The 18,488-nt window shown below is 70.2% G+C and carries 18 protein-coding genes; 2 read left to right on the plus strand and 16 right to left on the minus strand.

The annotated features are described in order from the left end of the window. Positions 1 to 86: 86 nt before the first annotated feature. From LXM50_RS02460 to LXM50_RS02535, 16 genes are all read right to left on the minus strand, one after another. Entirely contained in the window at positions 87 to 1,667 is a 1,581-nt protein-coding gene (locus LXM50_RS02460) for a Rieske 2Fe-2S domain-containing protein (protein WP_233309509.1), read from the minus strand. 108 nt (positions 1,668 to 1,775) lie between these two features. Continuing rightward, complete coding sequence (locus LXM50_RS02465) at positions 1,776 to 4,721, minus strand: DEAD/DEAH box helicase (protein WP_233309510.1); 2,946 nt, start codon at positions 4,719 to 4,721, stop codon at positions 1,776 to 1,778. Between the two features lie 156 nt (positions 4,722 to 4,877). Beyond that, positions 4,878 to 5,288, minus strand: coding sequence for a transcription antitermination factor NusB (gene nusB, locus LXM50_RS02470; RefSeq protein WP_233309511.1), 411 nt, complete (start codon positions 5,286 to 5,288; stop codon positions 4,878 to 4,880). A 3-nt stretch (positions 5,289 to 5,291) separates the two neighbouring features. Next, positions 5,292 to 5,855: an elongation factor P gene (gene efp / locus LXM50_RS02475; protein WP_045273064.1), complete on the minus strand. Its 564-nt coding sequence runs from the start codon at positions 5,853 to 5,855 to the stop codon at positions 5,292 to 5,294. Positions 5,856 to 5,959: 104 nt separating this feature from the next. Further along, the gene (gene aroQ / locus LXM50_RS02480) at positions 5,960 to 6,418 is read right to left on the minus strand and encodes a type II 3-dehydroquinate dehydratase (protein ID WP_233309512.1); all 459 of its coding nucleotides are present in this window, start codon (positions 6,416 to 6,418) and stop codon (positions 5,960 to 5,962) included. Positions 6,419 to 6,430: 12 nt separating this feature from the next. Next, positions 6,431 to 6,952, minus strand: a complete 522-nt coding sequence (locus LXM50_RS02485; protein WP_233309513.1) for an N-acetyltransferase — start codon at positions 6,950 to 6,952, stop codon at positions 6,431 to 6,433. Next, a complete protein-coding gene (aroB, locus tag LXM50_RS02490; protein WP_233309514.1) occupies positions 6,949 to 8,055 on the minus strand; it encodes a 3-dehydroquinate synthase in 1,107 nt (368 codons plus the stop codon). The genes LXM50_RS02485 and aroB overlap by 4 nt, the downstream gene beginning before the upstream one ends. Further along, positions 8,052 to 8,579, minus strand: coding sequence for a shikimate kinase (locus LXM50_RS02495; protein WP_233309515.1), 528 nt, complete (start codon positions 8,577 to 8,579; stop codon positions 8,052 to 8,054). The genes aroB and LXM50_RS02495 overlap by 4 nt, the downstream gene beginning before the upstream one ends. Next, on the minus strand, positions 8,566 to 9,795 hold the full coding sequence (gene aroC / locus LXM50_RS02500) for a chorismate synthase (RefSeq protein ID WP_233309516.1): 1,230 nt from the start codon (positions 9,793 to 9,795) through the stop codon (positions 8,566 to 8,568). The genes LXM50_RS02495 and aroC overlap by 14 nt, the downstream gene beginning before the upstream one ends. Positions 9,796 to 9,852: 57 nt before the next feature. Next, entirely contained in the window at positions 9,853 to 10,677 is an 825-nt protein-coding gene (locus tag LXM50_RS02505; protein WP_233309517.1) for a shikimate dehydrogenase, read from the minus strand. A 1-nt stretch (position 10,678) separates the two neighbouring features. After that, a complete protein-coding gene (gene mltG, locus LXM50_RS02510; RefSeq protein ID WP_233309518.1) occupies positions 10,679 to 12,055 on the minus strand; it encodes an endolytic transglycosylase MltG in 1,377 nt (458 codons plus the stop codon). Position 12,056: 1 nt separating this feature from the next. Next, positions 12,057 to 12,530, minus strand: a complete 474-nt coding sequence (gene ruvX / locus LXM50_RS02515; RefSeq protein ID WP_233309519.1) for a Holliday junction resolvase RuvX — start codon at positions 12,528 to 12,530, stop codon at positions 12,057 to 12,059. Beyond that, on the minus strand, positions 12,527 to 15,187 hold the full coding sequence (gene alaS, locus LXM50_RS02520; RefSeq protein ID WP_233309520.1) for an alanine--tRNA ligase: 2,661 nt from the start codon (positions 15,185 to 15,187) through the stop codon (positions 12,527 to 12,529). Before alaS ends, ruvX begins: the two co-directional genes overlap by 4 nt. 66 nt (positions 15,188 to 15,253) lie before the next feature. After that, complete coding sequence (locus tag LXM50_RS02525; protein WP_233309521.1) at positions 15,254 to 15,445, minus strand: hypothetical protein; 192 nt, start codon at positions 15,443 to 15,445, stop codon at positions 15,254 to 15,256. A 117-nt stretch (positions 15,446 to 15,562) separates the two neighbouring features. Continuing rightward, positions 15,563 to 16,192, minus strand: a complete 630-nt coding sequence (gene rpsD, locus LXM50_RS02530; RefSeq protein ID WP_233309522.1) for a 30S ribosomal protein S4 — start codon at positions 16,190 to 16,192, stop codon at positions 15,563 to 15,565. A gap of 216 nt (positions 16,193 to 16,408) precedes the next feature. Beyond that, entirely contained in the window at positions 16,409 to 17,746 is a 1,338-nt protein-coding gene (locus LXM50_RS02535; protein ID WP_233309523.1) for a replication-associated recombination protein A, read from the minus strand. 121 nt (positions 17,747 to 17,867) lie between these two features. On the opposite strand from LXM50_RS02535, the gene LXM50_RS02540 reads away from it, so the two are divergent. Both LXM50_RS02540 and LXM50_RS02545 read left to right on the plus strand, forming a co-directional pair. Next, positions 17,868 to 18,167 (plus strand): hypothetical protein, encoded by a 300-nt coding sequence (locus LXM50_RS02540; RefSeq protein WP_233309524.1) that lies wholly within the window; start codon positions 17,868 to 17,870, stop codon positions 18,165 to 18,167. An 87-nt stretch (positions 18,168 to 18,254) separates the two neighbouring features. Further along, positions 18,255 to 18,488: hypothetical protein (locus tag LXM50_RS02545; RefSeq protein WP_233309525.1), on the plus strand; the 234-nt coding region annotated here is incomplete at its 3' end.

An 18,488-nucleotide genomic window follows, 5' to 3' on the forward strand; every position in this document is an offset into this window, starting at 1 on the left:
GGACGGTGTTAAAGGTTGCTTCTGAGGATGCCCCCAGTCTAGCCGAGGCGTCTCGGGGGCGACGACACCACGACGTCGCGCGGAACTCAGGAGGCTTCGCTGAGAGCGGCCTCGGTCACCGGATCGATCTGCTTCGCGCGGATCGGGTGGCCCGCGGTGGAGAGGCACCGGCCGGTCTTCAGATCCCACTTCCAGTCGTGCATGCTGCACGTGAGCACGCCGTCCTCGTCGATGGATCCCGTGCGGGTCAGGTCGGCACGCAGGTGCGGGCACCGGCGCTGCACGACCCAGTCGCCGATCTCGGCGTCCTCGGTCTGATCGGTCTGCTCCTGATACCAGTTCTCGACGTACTCGATCCGGTCGACCGACAGGCACTTCAGGAACGTCGTGAGGAACTCGTTGAACTTGCCGCTGCGACCCACGGAGAACTGCATGGACAGGAAGATCGAGTTGGACCAGTCGATCTCATGGTCTGCGATGTTCGTGGAGACGAGATCCGCGGGGATCGTGTACCAGTAGATGCACTCCTCCCCCGCGTACTCGCGCACCTTGGCCCGGGGGAAGTCCACGACCATGTCCAGTTCCCCGATGCGGAACCGGACGTTGCCGCCGACGCCCAGGCGGATGGTGCGCGACTTCTTCAGGAGCGGCTCCCACCACTCCTTGATCGCAGCGAGCATCTCGTCGGGATTCAGGATCGGCGAGCGACGCGCTTCCTCATCGCGGATCTCCTGCTGCCGGCTCGCGCGCTGCTCGTCGAGGTAGTCCCACTTCTCGTCGAAGATGTGGCGCAGTTCGTCCTCGGAGTACAGGGTCTGCTCGACCGAGGCGACCTGACGCTCCTCGAGTGTCACGACGGTGCCGGGCACGAACAGGTGCCCGTCGAACTGCGGCGCGAGCTCGTTCATGTGGGCGAGGAACTGCTTCTGGTCCGTGAAGATCGACTCGCCGTTGCGGCCGATGCCGTTGAAGTCGAACAGCTCGTCGCGCAGGAACATCGGCGGGCCCGCCATCGGGAACACGTGCGGCGCATCGACCTTCTCGATGTAGTACATCGCACGCTTGTTCTGCGCCTCGCGCTTGAGGCGGGCGAAGTTCTGCTTGGCGTCCAGTGGAAGGTCGTAGACCATCGGCCACCAGATCGCGCCCGAGACCTGCGTGAAGTACGCGTCCGGCCGGCCGAACTTCAGCAGCTTCTCGAGATCGAGCGGGTGCGAGTCGTTCTGGTTCAGCACGGAGCCGGAGCCGTCGTCGACGCTCAGCGAGGAGTCGCCGATCGGACCGTCGCTCGGGGCGCGCAGTGGGGTGACCATGATCTTCAGCGCGCCGCGCTCGATGACCTCACCGGCCGGAGCGTAGGTGATGTTGTCGTAGCCGAGCGCGCGCAGGTCGCGTTCGAGGTCATCGGTCGGATACTCGGGCAGGAGCACCTCGATGTCTTTGCGGATGTACTGCTCGAGCAGCCGGGGGTCGAAGTGGTCGCGGTGCCGGTGCGACACGTAGAGGAAGTCCGCCTCGCGACCGAAGCGCTCCCAGTCGAGCCCGCGGTTGTCGGGGAAGGGGAACCAGGATCCATAGAAGGAGGGTCCGAGGACCGGGTCGCAGATGATGTTCCCGCCGACCGTCTCGATGAACATCCCGGCATGCCCGAGTCCCGTGATCCGCATGTCTCTCCTCCTGTGTGGACCTGTCGATCCTACCCGGGCGGCTCGGCGCGGTCCTGGAGGCGGCCCGTGCAAAACCCGATCAGGTGGCGCTCTCCAGGGTCCCGAAGGTCAACTGAGGAGCTCGCGGATGTCGTCCGCGGTGAGCGACTGCGCGAACAGGTCCTCATCGTCCAGCACGGCGGAGAACAGGCGCGCTTTGCGCTGCTGCAGGGCGAGCACCTTCTCCTCGATCGTGCCCTCGGCGATCATGCGGTAGACGAAGACGCGGTTCTGCTGCCCGATCCGGTGCGCGCGGTCGGCGGCCTGCGCCTCGGCGGCAGGATTCCACCACGGGTCGAGCAGGAAGACGTAGTCGGCCTCGGTGAGCGTGAGCCCGGTGCCGCCCGCCTTGAGGCTGAGCAGGAAGGCGTCCTGATCCCCCGCCCGGAACTCCTGCACGACGCGGTCCCTGTCCCTGGTGGAACCGTCGAGGTACGAGATCCGCAGGCCGGCGCGACGCAGCCGCTCGGCGGCCAGGCCCAGGAACGACGTGAACTGGCTGAACACGAGGGCTCTGTGCCCCTCGGCGCGCAGCTCGAGGAGCCGTTCGACGAGCTCCTCGAGCTTGCGGGAGGCGATGCCGGCGTCGTCGGGCTCGATCAGCCCCGGAGCCAGGCTCAACATGCGCAGCATGGTGAGCGAGCGGAACACGATGAACCGCTGCCGGTCGAGGTCGGGCAGCAGCCCGAGGATCTTCTGCCGCTCGCGCTGCAGCACCGTGTCGTAGCGATGCCGGTGCGCGGGGGCGAGCTCGACGCGCAGCACCTGCTCCTGCCGCTCGGGGAGATCCCGGGCGACGAGCTCCTTCGTGCGGCGGATGAGGAACGGTCGGATCCGCCGCCGCAGCAGCTCGATGCGCGATCGGCGATAGGGAGCGCCCTCGGCGTTCTCGGGCACCTTGCCCTGCTCGATGGGCTGGATGAAGTCCTCGCGGAACCTCCGGGACGAGGCGAACAGCCCCGGTGACGTCAGGCTCAGCAGCGCCCACAGCTCTCCCAGACCGTTCTCCAGCGGGGTGCCCGTCGCGGCGTACACCGCCGTCGCATCGAGCGCAGCGACCGCCTGATGCTGGCGGGTCGCGGGGTTCTTCACGTTCTGCGCCTCGTCGACGACCACGCCCGACCACGGGCGGCGCGCGAACTCCTCCGCGTCCAGGCGCAGCACGGTGTACGAGGTGATGACGAGGTCCGCGCCGCCGATGTGGGAGGCGAGGTCGACGCCGTGCGCGTCGCGGGTCCGCCCGGCGACGACGACGCGGAGCCCCGGCGCGAACCGCTCGGCCTCACGCTCCCAGACCGGAAGCACCGAGGTGGGCGCGACGACCAGCCACGGGGCGGCTCCGTCGGCAGCGCTCGCACGGGCGTGCGCGATGAGCGCGAGCAGCTGCAGGGTCTTGCCGAGCCCCATGTCGTCGGCGAGGATTCCGCCGAGGCGGTGCTGCCACAGCCGTGCCAGCCGCGTGAACCCCTCCTGCTGGTAGGGGCGCAGTGCGGCCGTGATGGCGGCGGGGACGGGAACCGGGGCCTCGCCGGGGGCGGCCTTCAGGTCGTCGACGGCGGCGCGCCACGTTCGTGCGGCCTGGGTCTCGTCCGCGAGATCCTCGAAGTCCTCCCACAGGGCGAGGTGGGTGCGCGCGATCCTCGGCCCCGTCTCCCACTCCGCGAGTTCGGCGGCCTCGTCCAGCAGCTCCTTGAGCCGGTCGAAGGCGGGGTGGCGCAGCGAGAACCAGGTGTTGTCGACGAGCTTGAGCTTGCCCTGGCGGAGGGCGAGCGCCCGGAACAGCGGCTCGAAGGGGATCGTCCTCCCGTCGATCCGCACCAGGATGCCGAGCTCGAACCAGTCCGGATCCGTGCTCTCGACGGTGCTCACGGTGATCGCCGGATCGCCGGTGAGCTCCGCGTAGCTGCGCGGCGTACCGGTCGTCTCGCTGACGAAGCCGCGCGCTTCGAGGGCCGGCACGAGGTGCGAGACGAACTCGGCCGCGTCGGCGTCGCGCAGTGTGCCCGCGAGGAGGAACGGCAGTCCGGTGACCTCGCTCCACGCCGCGAGCACGGAAGGACGCAGCCTCCCTTCCACGGCGTCGTCCCGGATCCCGGCCCCGGCGGCGCGCTCGTCGAGGGGGAAACGCGCGTAGCCCGGGTAGTCCCAGTGCAGTCGGTACGCCACGACGTCGTCGGGGCGGAAGTCGACGACGAGGAGGGGAACGGGCTTCGGCGGCGGGGGCAGTGTGACCCCGCGTCCCGGGCGCACGGCGGCGCCGCGCAGGATCATCGGATAACCGTCCCGGAAGAAGGCCTTCCTGTCGACGGGAGCGACCGTCAACCCCGCCGGCGACTCCAGGAGCGCCCTGGCGCCGTCGGTCACCGGCACCGGTCCGACCACGAGATCGATCCTCTTGCCGACGACGCGGTGCGCGTACACGCCGCCGGACCCCACCGCCCGCGTCGCCGCGGCGGGGAACGACTCGCCTGCCGCGTCCGCCGAGGCGGACAGGAGGAGCCCGCCGCCGTCCGCGGCGATGTCCACCACGATCCGCAGCTCGTCCGACCACCTGAGCTGGGTATTGCGCTCGGTCGCGACCATCCCGATTCCCGCGGCCGCCGCAGCCTGCAGGTGGGGCCAGAGAAGCGGTGACGCCACCGGATCCAGCAGCAGCCAGTCCCCCGCGGTCCCGGACAGCAGCGAATCGCGCGAGATGCTCAGCAGGTCGGCGAACCAACGCGAGTGCCCCGCGTCGTAGCGCGTGCCGGGACGGCGGACCGCATCCCAGTCGGCATCGGCCTGCACCCAGGCGGTTCCGGCGTCGTTGCGCCGCAGCGGACGGACGGCGAGGAACAGCTCGCCCGGATCCTTGACCAGGTCCCGCGCGGTGGCCGTGCGAAGGGGGCGAGACCCCCAGTGCCGGGCGTCGGCGCGGTCTCGCCGGCGAAGCTCGACCCCGAGCGCCAGCGGAGCACCGCTCGCTCGGGTGGAAGGCAACAGCACGCGCCAGTCGTCGGCTTCAGCGGAGGTCATGATGATCCATCCTCAGGCAGGCCACGGACAACCGGCCCGGCTTCGGGGCGCACTTCAACGTTTTGGGGCGCAGGATCCCGGGAAAGACCGGGATCCTGCGCCCCAAACGGACGGATACGCCCCAAACGGAGCTCCTGGAGATCGTGGTGTGGTCGGTCAGGCCGAGCGGGCGACGCGCGCCAGCACGCCGTGCACGAACGCGCCCGACTCGTCGGTGGAGAACTCCTTCGCGAGCTCCACGGCCTCGTCGATCGCGACGGCCGTCGGGACCTCGTCGTTGTGGAGGATCTCCCACACGCCGATGCGCAGCAGCGCCCGGTCCACAGCCGGCATCCGCTCGAGCTTCCAGTCCCGGCTGTGCGTGGTGATCTGCTCGTCGATCTCATCACGGTGATCGATGATCCCGTCGACGATCTCGCGTCCGTAGAGCCACGAGCCCTCGCGTGCGGGTTCGGCGGCGGCGCGCTTGGCCTCGGCGGCGAGGGTCACCGCGAGATCGTCACCGCGCACATCGGCGGAGAACAGGATGTCGAGGGCGCGCTTGCGCGCCTTGGTCCGGGCGCCCACGCGTCAGTCGTTGATGCGGCCGAGGTAGCCGCCGGTACGCGTGTCGACCTTGACCTTGGTGCCGGTCTCCAGGAACAGCGGGACCTGGATCTCGTACCCGGTCTCCAGCGTGGCGGGCTTGGTGCCGGCCGAGGAGCGGTCTCCTTGCAGGCCGGGCTCGGTGTAGGTGACCTCGAGGACGACCGAGGCCGGCAGCTCGATGTAGAGCGGGTTGCCGTTGTTCAGCGCGATCTGCACCTGCTGGTTCTCCAGCATGAAATTCTTTGCGTCACCGACCGTGGCGGCGGCCACGTTGATCTGGTCGTAGTCCTCCTGGTCCATGAAGACGTAGTTGTCGCCGTCCGTGTACAGGTAGGTGAAGTCGCGGCGGTCGACGTTCTCGATGTCGATCTTGGCGCCCGCGTTGTACGTGCGGTCCACGACCTTGCCGCTGACGACGTTCTTCAGCTTCGTGCGGACGAACGCCCCGCCCTTGCCGGGCTTGACGTGCTGGAACTCGATGACGTTCCAGAGCTGTCCGTCGATCGAGAGGACGACGCCGTTCTTGATGTCTGCGGTGGATGCCATGGGTCTGAGAAGTCCGTTCCTGAGGTTCGCGGCCGATCGGCCGACGTTCAATCTTACGGGATCCCCGCTGGACGCCCGTGAGAGCGATCGGAACGGGCAGCGGGTCAGCCGTCCGCCTGTCCGGCGAGCACCAGGATCAGGCGCCGCGTCGCCGTCGCGTATCCCTGCACGCCCTCCCCCACGACGTGCACGGCCGCGACATCGGTGAGGTAGGAATGGTGCCGGAACTCCTCACGCGCGTACACATCGGAGATGTGCACCTCGGCGAACGGCAGCGCGACGCCGGTGAGCGCGTCGCGCAGGGCGACCGAGGTGTGCGTGTAGGCCCCGGCGTTGATCACGATGCCGGCGCAGTCCTCGCGCGCGTCGTGGATCGCATCGAGGAGCACGCCCTCGTGATTGCTCTGCACGGCGCGGACCTCGTAGCCGTACGCCCCGGCAGCCTCCGCCGTGATCCGCTCGACATCGGCGAGCGTCGCAGATCCGTAGATCCCCGGTTCGCGCTGTCCGAGCAGGTTCAGGTTCGGTCCGTTGACGAGGAGCAGGCGGCGCGGCGTGGTCACGGCTTCACGGTATCAGCGTGCGGCGGGAACAACCGGGCGGGTCATCACATACTCGTGCCCGTTGGCGAGCTCGGTGATCTGGCCCGTGCGCGTGAAGCCGCAGCGCTCGTACGCGGCCTGCGCGCGATGGTTGTCCACATGCACCTCGAGGGTGAGCTCGGTGGCGCCGAGCTCCGCGGCCCAGGTCGCGCACTCGTCGAAGAGCGCCTCGATCGTGCCGCTGCCTCGGTGTCCCTCGGCGACGTAGACGCCGACGACGAGCGCCGTGGTCTCGACGTCCGGAACCTGCGACCCGATGACTGTCGCGGATCCGAACCACTCGCCGTCCTCGGCGATCGCCACGAACTGGGCGTTGGGACCGCCCGCCGCGGCATCAGAGGTGCGACGCTGCCAGAACTCGTCGGGCAGCGTGGAGGCGTTCTCGAACGTGTCGAGGAACGCGAGGGCCGCGACCGGATCCTGCAGCGACCGCAGGCGCAGCGTGCGCACCTCGGCCCATTCCGTCGCCAGGACCCGGTGCACGCGGGTGCTCACTCGCCGACCTCCTGGTAAGCGGCGAAGAGCAGCGACTCGTCGGGCGCCTGCAGCACCGTCGGCTTGCCGATGCCGTCCAGCACGATGAAACGCAGCATGCCGCCCCGGCTCTTCTTGTCGCGCTGCATGGTGGACAGCAGGGTCGGCCATGCTCCGGCGCGGTACGAGGTCGGAAGGCCCAGCGACTCCAGGATCGCCCGGTGCCGGTTGGCGTCGTCGTCGGAGAGGCGTCCGGCCAGCCGCGAGAGCTCGGCGGCGAACAGCATGCCGACGGAGATCGCGGCGCCATGCCGCCAGCGGTAGCGCTCGGCGTGCTCGATCGCGTGGCCGAGGGTGTGCCCGTAGTTGAGGATCTCGCGCTGCCCGGCCTCGCGGAAGTCCTCGGAGACGACCGTCGCCTTCATCCCGATCGCCAGTTCGACGGCGCGCCGGAACTCGGGGGTGAGCGGATCGACGGCGCGGGCGGGATCGGCCTCGATGATGTCGAGGATCTCGGGTGCCCAGATGAAGCCGGCCTTGACGACCTCGGCGAAGCCGGCGGTCGCCTCGTTCGGAGTCAGGCTCGAGAGCTCGTCGAGGTCGCCGATCACGGCGCGCGGCGCCCAGAACGCGCCGACGAGGTTCTTGCCCTCGTTCGTGTTGATGCCCGTCTTGCCGCCCACGGCGGCGTCGACCAGGCCCAGGACCGTGGTCGGCACCTGCACGATCTGCACCCCGCGCAGCCACGTCGCCGCGACGAAGCCGGCGAGGTCGGTGACCGCCCCGCCCCCGTAGCCGACGACCGCATCGCTGCGGGTGAAATCGGCCTGGCCCATGATCTGCCACAGGAACTGGGCGACCTCGATGCGCTTGCCCTGTTCGGCGTCCGGGATCTCGGCCAACAGCACCTCACGGGGACCGTTCGCGGTGTCGGCGACGATCCGGTCGCGAAGCTGCGCGGCACGATCGGCGAGCGTCGGCGGGTGCACGACGAGCACCTTGCGGACGCTCGGTGCCAGCGCCGCGGAGACGCGATCGAGGATGTTCCGTCCCACGGTGATGTCGTACGGGGTGCCGCCCGTCACGCCGATCGTGGTGACCCCGTCGTTCTGCTCCGCGCTCATGCTCGTCCTCTCATCCATTCCACGACCTGCTCCGCCACCCGCGACATCGGCACCCGCGAGGTGTCGAAGTGCGCGTCGGCGACCTCTTCGTACAGCGCACGCCGTTCGGCGAAGATCCTCGACCAGCGCTGCACCGGACCCTCCTCGCCGTGCAGCAGCGGACGTGCGTCTCCGGCGATCCGTGCCGCCACCGCCTCCGCCGACACGGTCAGCAGGACCACGGGCGCGGTCTGCAGCAGCGACCTGGTGTCCGCGTCGAGCACTGCGCCTCCGCCCAGGGAGATCACGCCCCCGCCTGCGACGGCCTCGGCGACGACCGCCCGTTCCCAGACGCGGAACTGCGTCTCACCGTGCTCCGCGAAGATCTCCGGGATGGGACCGTGCTCGCGCGCGATGACCTTGTCCGTGTCGACGAAGCGGAGCCCGGTGGCCTTCGCGACCCTGCGCCCGACGCTGGTCTTGCCGGCGCCCATGGGACCGACGAGGACCAGCAGCTCCGGGGCGAGGGCCTCAGCCGAGCTCATCGTGCAGGATCAACGCCGCCTCGGAGGCCGGCGTGGTGCGCAGCTCCTCCGGGATCGCGGCGAGGTACGCCTCGAGGTTGCGCCGGGTCTCGGCGACGTTGTCGCCGCCGAACTTCTCCAGCACGGAGTTCGCGAGCTCGATCGCGACCATCGCCTCTGCGACGACGCCGGCGGCGGGCACGGCGCACACGTCCGAGCGCTGATGGTGCGCGGTGGCCTGCTCTCCCGACGCGACGTCGACCGTGCGCAGCGCGTGCGGGATGGTGGCGATCGGCTTCATGCCGGCGCGCACTCGCAGAACGGTGCCGGTGGACATCCCGCCCTCGGTGCCGCCTGCGCGATCGGAGCCGCGGCTGATCCCGTCCTCGGTCGCGAAGAGCTCGTCGTGCGCGGCGGAACCGCGCCGGCGCGTGGTCTCGAAGCCGTCGCCGACCTCCACGCCCTTGATCGCCTGGATGCCCATGAGCGCGTACGCGAGCCGCGCGTCCAGACGGCGATCCCAGTGCACGTGCGACCCCAGCCCCGGCGGCAGCCCGTAGGCGAGCACCTCGACGATGCCGCCGAGCGTGTCGCCGTCCTTGCGGGCTGCGTCGACCTCTTCGACCATGCGCGCGGACGTGGCGGGATCGAAGCAGCGCAGCGGATCCGCGTCCAGCGCGTCCACGTCGTCGGGGGTCGGGAGATCGGATCCCTCCGGCACCTGGACCGGCCCGATCGACAGGGTGTGGCTGACCAGACGGATCCCCAGTTCGCCGAGGAACGCCCTGGCGACCGCGCCGAGCGCGACACGGGCGGCGGTCTCCCGAGCGCTCGCGCGCTCCAGGATCGGGCGGGCCTCGTCGAAGCCGTACTTCTGCATGCCGACGAGATCGGCGTGACCGGGGCGCGGGCGGGTCAGGGCCGCGCTGCGTCCGCGGGACTTGTCGGTGAGCTCGACGGGGTCGGCGCTCATCACCTCGACCCACTTCGGCCACTCGGTATTGCCGATGCGCATCGCGATCGGGCTGCCGAGGGAGAACCCGTGGCGCACGCCGCCGGAGATCGAGAGCTCGTCCTGCTCGAACTTCATCCTCGAACCGCGCCCGTAGCCGAGCTTGCGGCGCTGCAGGTCGGACTGGATCGCCTCACGGGACAGCGGGACGCCGGCAGGCAGGCCCTCCATGACGGCAATGAGTTCGGGGCCGTGCGATTCGCCGGCCGTCAGCACGCGGAGCATTCCCCCAGTCTCCCATGTGTTCGGGGTCGGGCCGCCCGCATGACCCCGGGGTGCGTGTCAGCCCAGAGCCGCCCGCATGACCTCCAGGACCGCGGGCTCGTCCGTCAGCGCCTCCTCCGGAGTGCCGTGCAGGAAGATCCGGATCTGGGCGACCGCCTGGTGCAGCAGCATCTCCAGTCCGGTCAGCACCGGTGCGTCCGTCCATGCCTGCGCGAGCGGGGTCGGCCAGGGGGCGTATGCGGCGGAGAACAGCGCGCCGCCCTGCTGCGCGAGTGCGGCCATGACGGTCTCCGGCAGCGCCGCGCCCCCGGGCAGGGTCGAGACGGTGAGATCCGCCGGCAGCGGCGCAGCGGCGGAGTCGAGCGGCGTCGTGGTCGCCTGCAGGCCGATGTGCTGGGCGAACCGGGCGAGCTCCTCAGCCTGCTCCGGTCGGCGCGTCCGCAGTTCGACCAGGTCGACGCCCAGGCGCAGCAGCGATACCAGGGCGGAACGGGCCGTCGCTCCCCCGCCGAGCACCCGCGCGGTACGTGCCGATGCCAGTCCCCCCGCCAGGAGCGCCGCGGTGAGCCCGCGGACGTCGGTGTTGAACCCGCGGATCTCCTCGCCCAGCAGCAGCGTGTTCACGGCTCCGGTGAGACGCGCGTCGTCGTCGAGGGCGTCGGCGCGCGCGTGGGCCCGTTCCTTGAGCGGCATCGTCAGGGAGAGCCCGCGCCAGGTCGCATCGAGTCCGTCCAGAGCAGCGTCGAAACCCGCCGCGTCGACGCGGCGGCGGTCGTACTCCCAGTCCAGCCCGAGCAGCCGGTAGGCGGCGCTGTGCAGCTCGGGAGAGCGGCTGTGGTCGATCGGGTCTCCCCAGACGGCCAGCCGCGACGGAGAGGTCATGTCAGCACCCGGAGTCGGGGTTGGCCTTGCACCAGTCCTGCCACTGCTTCACTGCGGCCTCGTGCTCGGCGTACGTCGTCGAGAACACCGTCTCCCCCGAGTCGAGGTTGACCGTGACGAAGTACAGCCAGGGCCCGGCCGCGGGGTGCATGGCGGCATCGATCGCCTTGTCCCCGGGATTCGAGATCGGGGTCTTCGGCAGTCCGTCGATCACGTAGGTGTTCCACGGGTTGTCGTCGGTCTGGGCCGCGTCGGAGGTGCTGGCGGATCCGCTGTGCAGTTCGCCGTAGCCGTACTGCGCGGTCGAGTCCATCTGCAGCTTCATGCCCTGATCGAGGCGGTTCTGGATCACCCGGGACACCTTGTAGAAGTCCGCCTCGGCGCGGGCTTCGCGCTGGATGATCGACGCGATCGTGAGCACGCGCTGCTCATCCGCCGCCGGCACGCCGGCCGCGCTCAGCGAGTCCCTGGCGCGCTGCACGAGCGTCGATACCACGTCCTTCGCGGTCGCCCCGGGCTGGAACTCGTACAGCGCAGGGAACAGCCAGCCCTCGAGCGAGGGGGCGTTCACGCCGTAGTCCGCGGGATTCTTCACGGCGGCCTGGAGATCTGCGAGCGGCACGTCCACGCTCTGGGCGATGCGCGAGATCGTCTCGGTGACGGAGAGTCCCTCGGGGAGCACCGCGGAGTTCTGCATCTTGTTCTTCGGGTCGTCGAGCGCCTTGAGCGCCGCCGCCGCCGTCATCTTCAGCTGCAGCTTGTAGACGCCGGGGTAGAACGTGGTGACGACGTTGTCCTTGACGAGCATGTCGTAGAAGACGCCGGAGGTCTTCGTGACCCCCGCGTCGTACAGGGCCTGGGAGATCTGCTGGCCGCCGTCGCCCTTCTTGATGGTCACGAGCGCGTTGCCTGTCGCCTGTCCCGCCTCGAAGTCCTTGGCCGGGCCCCAGCCCATGACCTCGCTGATCTTGTCGCCGTAGGTGTTCCACACCCACAGTCCGCCGCCGGCGGCGCCGGCGATCAGCACGAACACGACGAGCAGCGCGATCAAGCAACCGCGGCGCTTCTTGCGCTTCGGGGTCGCGGGCGGCTGCTCGGTCTCGTGACGGAACAGGGCCTCCAGCGTCGCGTGCGACGTGTCGTGGTGCTCCGTGGGCGCGGTCTCGCCGTCGCCCGATGCCGCAGACGGTGCGGGCACCGATCCTGCCGACGGCGCGGGAGCCGCGGCGGCCTCGCGGACCGCACGACGGGATCCGGGAACGGCCGGCTGCTCGGCGGGGCGAGGGGCCTGCACCTGCGGATCCGGCAGCGCGCCGAACAGGTCGTGCGAGACGGGGTCGTTCTCCGGCGTGGCGGCCGATGCTGATCGGTCGGACATGTCAGCGGTTCTCCTCGTCGAGGATCAGCGGGGCACCGGCCGGGTCGCCGGTGTTCTTCTCGATGTCGATCGCGTGCTGCAGCAGCACCACGGCCGCGGCCTGATCCACCACGCCGCGGGAGTTGCGCTGAGTGCGCCCGGAGGCGCGCAGCGCCTGGTGCGCGGTGACGGTGCTCAGCCGCTCGTCGATCAGGCGAACGGCGATCCCGCACGCGCGGCCGAGGGCCTCGGCGAACTCACGGGCATCGGCGGTCGACGCGGTGTCCTCGCCGCGGAGGTTGATCGGCAGCCCGACCACGAACTCGAGCGGCTCGTACTCGGCCGCGAGGTCGGCGATCCGTGCCACCGCGGCGTCGCCGCGCGGCACGGTCTCCACGGGCACCGCGAGCAGGCCGTCCGGATCGCACCGGGCCACACCGATCCTGGCGCGGCCCACATCGATGCCGAGCCGGACGCCCCGTCGGAACCCGGTCACGCTCGACGCAGCTCCTGCTCGATCGCGGAGAACGCCGCAGGCAGCGCCGCCGCGTCCGATCCGCCGCCCTGCGCGACGTCGTCGCGGCCACCGCCGCCGCCGCCGAGAACGCCCGCGGCGATCTTGGCGAGGGCACCGGCCTTCGCTCCCGCGCCCCGAGCAGCGTCGTTCGTCGCGATGACCACCATGGGCCGGCCGTTCGCGATCCCCGAGATCGCCGTGACCGCCGCCGCGGAGCCGAACGTGTCCCGCACGCCGGTCGCGATCTCGCGCACCTCGTCCGCACCGGCGACCTCGCCGAGGTCGTGCGCCACGAACTGCAGCGATCCGAGGGACGTCGCGGTCTGCGCGATCGCCGGTACCCGGCCCGCGCGCTCGGCAGCCTCGAACTGGGCGATCCGCTTCTCGGCGGCCTTGAGCTGCGCGGCGAGGTCGGTCACACGTTCGGTGAGCTGGTCGCGCGGCGTCTTGAGCGCAGTGGTGAGCTGGGAGACGAGAGCGCGCTCGGCGGCGAACTCGCGGAATGCGTCCGCGCCGACGAGAGCCTCCACGCGGCGGTTGGACGCGCCGACCGAGGACTCGCCGACGAGGTTGATGAGACCGATCTCCGCGCTCGACGCCACGTGCGTGCCGGCGCACAGCTCGCGCGACCAGGGGCCGCCGATGTCCACCATGCGCACGGTCGACCCGTACTTCTCGCCGAACAGCGCCATGGCGCCCGCGGCCTTGGCGTCGTCGAGGGACATGATCCGCGTGGTGACCTCGAGCCCGTCCTGCACGGCACGGTTCGCGATCTCCTCGATCTCGCTCTTCGTGTCCCCGGACAGCGCCTGCCCCCAGGAGAAGTCGAAGCGCAGGTAACCGGCACGGTTCAGGGATCCGGCCTGGGTCGCGGTCTTGCCGAGCGTGTCGCGCAGGGCGGCGTGCACGAGGTGCGTCGCGGAATGGGCCTGACGGGCGGCACGGCGGTTGGCCGCGTCCACCGTGGTCGTCGCGGGAGCATCGATCGAGACGACGCCGGTGGTCACCTCGACGGTGTGGCTGATCAGGCCGGGAACGGGACGCTGCACGTCCAGCACCTCGAGCGCGTAGCCGGGGCCGGTGATGACGCCCTTGTCGGCGACCTGGCCACCCGACTCGGCGTACAGGGTGGTCTCGGCGAGGACGACCTCGGCCACCTGCCCCTCTGCGGCGCTGCGCACGGGCTGGCCGTCGACGAGGATCCCGAGCACGGTCGAGCCGGTCTCGAGCTCGTCGTAGCCGAGGAACGCGGTCTCTCCCTTCGCGCGCAGGTCGCCGTACACCGACACGTCGGCGATCTGGCGCTTGCGGTTGCGCGCGTCGGCCTTGGCGCGGGAGCGCTGCTCCTGCATGAGCGAGTCGAACGCGGCGCGGTCGACGTCGAGCCCCGCCTCCTCGGCGATCTCGAGCGTGAGATCGATCGGGAAGCCGTACGTGTCGTGCAGGAGGAAGGCCTCGGACCCCTTCAGCGTCTCGGATCCGGCCTTCTTCGTGTCGGCGAGGGCGAGGTCGAGGATGGTGGATCCGGCGTCCAGCGTGCGACGGAAGGTCTCCTCCTCCGCATTCGCGGCGGCGGAGAGCTGGACCCAGTCCTGCTCGAGGATCGGGTAGGCGCTCTTCATCGCGTCCTTGGACACCGCGAACAGCTCGGGGAACACCGGCTCGTCGACGCCGAGCAGACGCATCGAGCGGACCGTGCGGCGCATGAGCCGGCGGAGGATGTAGCCACGACCCTCGTTGGACGGGCGTACGCCGTCGGAGAGCAGCATGAGTGCGGAGCGCACGTGGTCGGCGACGACGCGGAAGCGGACATCGTCGGCGTGCTCGGCGCCGTAGCGCCGTCCGGAGAGTTCGACAGCGCGGTCCAGCACCGGGCGCACCTGGTCGGTCTCGTACATGTTCTCGACGCCCTGCTTGAGGAAGGCGACGCGTTCGAGGCCCATGCCGGTGTCGATGTTCTTCATGGGCAGCTCGCCCACGATGTCGAACTCGGTCTTGCCACGGATGTTCTCGATGAAGTCCTGCATGAACACGAGGTTCCAGATCTCCAGGAACCGGTTGTCGTCGGCCGCCGGTCCCCCGTCCTGGCCGTACGCGGGTCCGCGGTCGAAGAAGATTTCGCTGTCGGGACCGCCGGGGCCCGGCTGACCCGTGTTCCAGTAGTTGTCCGCGCGCCCCAGGCGCTGGATGCGCTCCGGCTTCAGCCCGATCACGTCGCGCCAGATCGCCTCGGCCTCGTCGTCCGTCTCGAACACCGTGACCCAGAGGTCCTTCTCGTCGAAGCCCAGCCCGCCGTCGCTCTCGGAGCCGGTCAGCAGCTCCCAGGCGTAACGGATCGCGCCCTCCTTGAAGTAGTCGCCGAACGACCAGTTGCCGAGCATCTGGAAGAACGTGCCGTGCCGTGCCGTGCGCCCGACCTCTTCGATGTCGTTCGTGCGGATGCACTTCTGCAGGTCGGCGATGCGCGGGTGAGGTGCCGGGACCACGCCCGTGAGATACGGGATCATCGGCACCATGCCGGCCACGGTGAACAACAGCGAGGGGTCGTCGCTGACCAGCGACGCCGAGGGGACGATGAGGTGATCGTTCTTCTCGAAGTAGCTCAGGTAGCGCTGCGCGATCTCCGCGGTCTTCATGCTCGTCGAGGGGTCCTTGCTGTCAGGGCGCGCCGGAGCGCGGGTTCGGGAGAAGGGGGTTCCGCGTCAGTCCGCGGCGCCGTCGTGGGTGAGGCGGGCCTCCTGGGCGTGGAAGGCGTCGGCGAGGATCCCGGTGAACTCATTGATCCGGTCGTCGACGGCCGCCAGCACGTCGTGGCCTCGCGGATCCTTGTTCAGGAAGTGCGCGGCGACGAACCCGCCGATCACGCCGATGAGGAACCACAACAGGGTCTTCATGTCACCACCTCCGGTTCGGGCCCGCTCACAACGGTCTCCATCGTATGCGCAAACGCGAAGGAGGCGCCGGGGATGCCCCCGACGCCTCCTCGGCGTGTTCGCTGAGTTCGCTGTGGATCAGCGAGCCGCGTAGTACTCGACGACCAGCTGCACGTCGCAGGTCACGGGGACCTCGGCGCGCTTCGGACGACGGACCAGACGGGCCTCCAGCTTGTCGAGCTCGACCTCGAGGTAACCCGGAACCGGGGGCAGCACCTCGGCGTGACCGCCGGCGGCCGCCACCTGGAAGGGCTCGAGGCCCTCGCTCTTGGGCTTGACGTGGATGAGCTGACCCGGCTTCACGCGGAAGGACGGGCGGTCGACGAGCTGGCCGTCGACGAGGATGTGACGGTGCACGACGAGCTGACGCGCCTGCGCGGTGGTGCGCGCGAAACCGGCGCGGACCACGAGCGCGTCCAGACGCATCTCGAGCTGCTCGACGAGGTTCTCACCGGTCAGACCGTCCTTGCGACGGGCCTCGTTGAACTGGATGACCAGCTGCTTCTCGCGGATGCCGTACTGCTCGCGAAGACGCTGCTTCTCGCGCAGACGGACGGCGTAGTCGCTGTCCTGCTTGCGCTTGGTGCGACCGTGCTCACCCGGAGCGTAGGGACGCTTCTCGAGGTACTTGGCGGCCTTCGGGGTGAGGGCGATGCCGAGGGCACGGGACAGGCGGACCTTACGGCGGTCCTGGGACTTCGTAACCACGAAGTGTTCCTTTCGATACGCGGCCGTGTCGATCACGGCTCGCGGACGTATCGTCTCGATTCCGCCCCTCACGAGCGCACGCCGGGGCGGACGAGAGGGTGGTGCAGGAGTGGAGAGATGCCCGAAAACACGGTTTCGAGCCGATCCATGCTATCAGATCGGCCCTGAGCGTCCGTCGCCGTGCGCAGGACGGGTCCCGGTGCTTCCCGCCGCGACCTACCCCTCGCCGAGTATTCGCCTGATGCGCTCCAGCCGAGCCTGCACCTCGCGCTCTCCGCCGAGCGCCTTGGGCTGGTAGTAGCGGCGCCCCTGCAGTTCATCAGGGAGGTACTGCTGCGGCACGATCCCGGCGTCGCTGTCATGCGGATAGCGGTAGCCCTTGCCATGCCCCAGGCGCTTGGCGCCGGGATAGTGCGCGTCGCGCAGGTGCACGGGCACCCGCCCGAACCCGCCCGCGCGGATATCCGCGATCGCCGCGTCGATCGCCAGGTACGCCGCGTTCGACTTCGCCGTGGTCGCGAGGTAGACGGTCGCCTCGGCGAGGGGGATCCTCCCCTCCGGCATCCCGATGAAGGCGACGGCATCCGCCGCTGCGACGGCGATCACGAGCGCCTGCGGATCGGCGAGACCGATGTCCTCGGACGCCGAGATGACCAGGCGCCGTGCGATGAAGCGCGGATCCTCCCCGGCCTCGATCATCCGGGCGAGGTAGTGCACAGCGGCGTCGACATCGGATCCGCGGATCGATTTGATGAACGCGCTGATGACGTCGTAGTGCTCGTCGCCCTGGCGGTCGTATCGCAGCAGCGCGCGGTCCACCGCCTGCGCGACGTCGTCATCGGTGACGGCGGGGGTCTCGTCCTCCGTGAGGCGCTCCGGCGAGGCCGCCACGGCCGCCGCGGCCTCGAGCCCGGTGAGCGCTCGCCGGGCGTCGCCCGAGGCGAGCCGGATCAGAGCGGCCCGGGCGGTATCGTCCAGCGTCGCGCGCCCGTTGAGCCCGCGCGGATCCGCCACGGCACGGTCGATCAGGACGCCGATGTCCTCGTCGGTGAGGGGCTTCAGCGTCAGCAGCAGCGACCGGGACAGCAACGGCGAGATGACGGAGAACGAGGGGTTCTCCGTGGTCGCCGCGATGAGGATGACCCAGCCGTTCTCCACCCCGGGCAGCAGCGCGTCCTGCTGCGCCTTCGTGAAGCGATGGATCTCGTCGAGGAACAGGATGGTCGATTGACCGTAGAGATCGCGCTGGTTCAGCGCCTCCTGCATGACTTCGCGCACGTCCTTCACACCGGCGGTGATGGCGGACAGCTCCACGAAACGCCGACCCGACGAGCGGGCGATGGCCTGCGCGAGAGTCGTCTTGCCCGTGCCGGGCGGACCCCAGAGGATCATCGAGACGCTCGACGCGGTCTTCGCCGCCGGATCCGCGAGCGAGACGATCGGCGACCCCGGCCTCAACAGGTGCTGCTGCCCGGCGACCTCGTCGAGCGAGATCGGGCGCATCCGCACGGCGAGCGGCGTCTGGCCGCTCATCAGCGGTGCTGCAGGAGTCATGCGGTCAAGGCTAACGGCGTGCACCGACACCGTGACGCGCGGCACCCGGACGCGGATGCCGGCTGCACGCCGGGCGGGGGCGCGCACGATAGGCTCTGTCCTCGACATCCAGGGAGGATCCATGGCCGCTCGCCGCCCGACGAACGCCCGCGACCAGCGCGCCCGTGTGCAGCAGGAGCGCGCGCGGCTGCACACCGCACGGCAGGATCTGCATGCCGCGAGCGTTCGCCGCAGGGTGCGCGACAACACCGTCGTCGTGGTCGCCGGAGCCGTCATCGTGATCGGCGCGATCGTGAGCCAGGTCGTGCATGCGGACGCCACTGCACCTGTCCCTTCGCCCTCGCCGACGGTCAGCCCGACGCTTGCCCCGACCTCGGCTCCCACGCCCGTGCCGACGGCGACGGAGACCCCGGCCGGCTGAGCCGCGCCCCTCTCGCGGCGCCGCCCGGCGTACTAGGCTGGGCCTGTCCTTTCCGCCTCCCGCGGCATGCCGCGCAAGGAGTTCACCGTGTCCACCGAAGAGCACACCCCCGAAAACCCGACCACCGGCGAGCAGGCCGCGCAGTCCGAGCCCGAGAACACCGCGACGCCGATCGCCGAGGCGCCCGAGACCGTCGCCGACGAGACCGCCGCTGCGGCCGCCGACGCACCCGCCGAGGAGACCGCGCCGGCTGTCGAGCCCGAGGCGCCTGCCGAGCAGGCCGAGGCTCCGACCGAGGCGACCGACGCGCCTGCCGAGCAG

This window comes from Microbacterium sp. Au-Mic1 (genome assembly GCF_021341785.1).
GTDB lineage: Bacteria > Actinomycetota > Actinomycetes > Actinomycetales > Microbacteriaceae > Microbacterium.

Bases quoted from the DNA above. Each gene is read 5' to 3' on its own strand.
- LXM50_RS02460 (WP_233309509.1), bottom strand. From the start codon at position 1,667: ATGCGGATCACGGGACTCGGGCATGCCGGGATGTTCATCGAGACGGTC.
- LXM50_RS02465 (WP_233309510.1), bottom strand. From the start codon at position 4,721: ATGACCTCCGCTGAAGCCGACGACTGGCGCGTGCTGTTGCCTTCCACC.
- efp (WP_045273064.1), bottom strand. From the start codon at position 5,855: ATGGCATCCACCGCAGACATCAAGAACGGCGTCGTCCTCTCGATCGAC.
- aroB (WP_233309514.1), bottom strand. From the start codon at position 8,055: ATGAGCGCGGAGCAGAACGACGGGGTCACCACGATCGGCGTGACGGGC.
- LXM50_RS02495 (WP_233309515.1), bottom strand. From the start codon at position 8,579: ATGAGCTCGGCTGAGGCCCTCGCCCCGGAGCTGCTGGTCCTCGTCGGT.
- aroC (WP_233309516.1), bottom strand. From the start codon at position 9,795: ATGCTCCGCGTGCTGACGGCCGGCGAATCGCACGGCCCCGAACTCATT.
- LXM50_RS02505 (WP_233309517.1), bottom strand. From the start codon at position 10,677: ATGACCTCTCCGTCGCGGCTGGCCGTCTGGGGAGACCCGATCGACCAC.
- mltG (WP_233309518.1), bottom strand. From the start codon at position 12,055: ATGTCCGACCGATCAGCATCGGCCGCCACGCCGGAGAACGACCCCGTC.
- alaS (WP_233309520.1), bottom strand. From the start codon at position 15,187: ATGAAGACCGCGGAGATCGCGCAGCGCTACCTGAGCTACTTCGAGAAG.
- LXM50_RS02525 (WP_233309521.1), bottom strand. From the start codon at position 15,445: ATGAAGACCCTGTTGTGGTTCCTCATCGGCGTGATCGGCGGGTTCGTC.
- LXM50_RS02535 (WP_233309523.1), bottom strand. From the start codon at position 17,746: ATGACTCCTGCAGCACCGCTGATGAGCGGCCAGACGCCGCTCGCCGTG.
- LXM50_RS02540 (WP_233309524.1), top strand. From the start codon at position 17,868: ATGGCCGCTCGCCGCCCGACGAACGCCCGCGACCAGCGCGCCCGTGTG.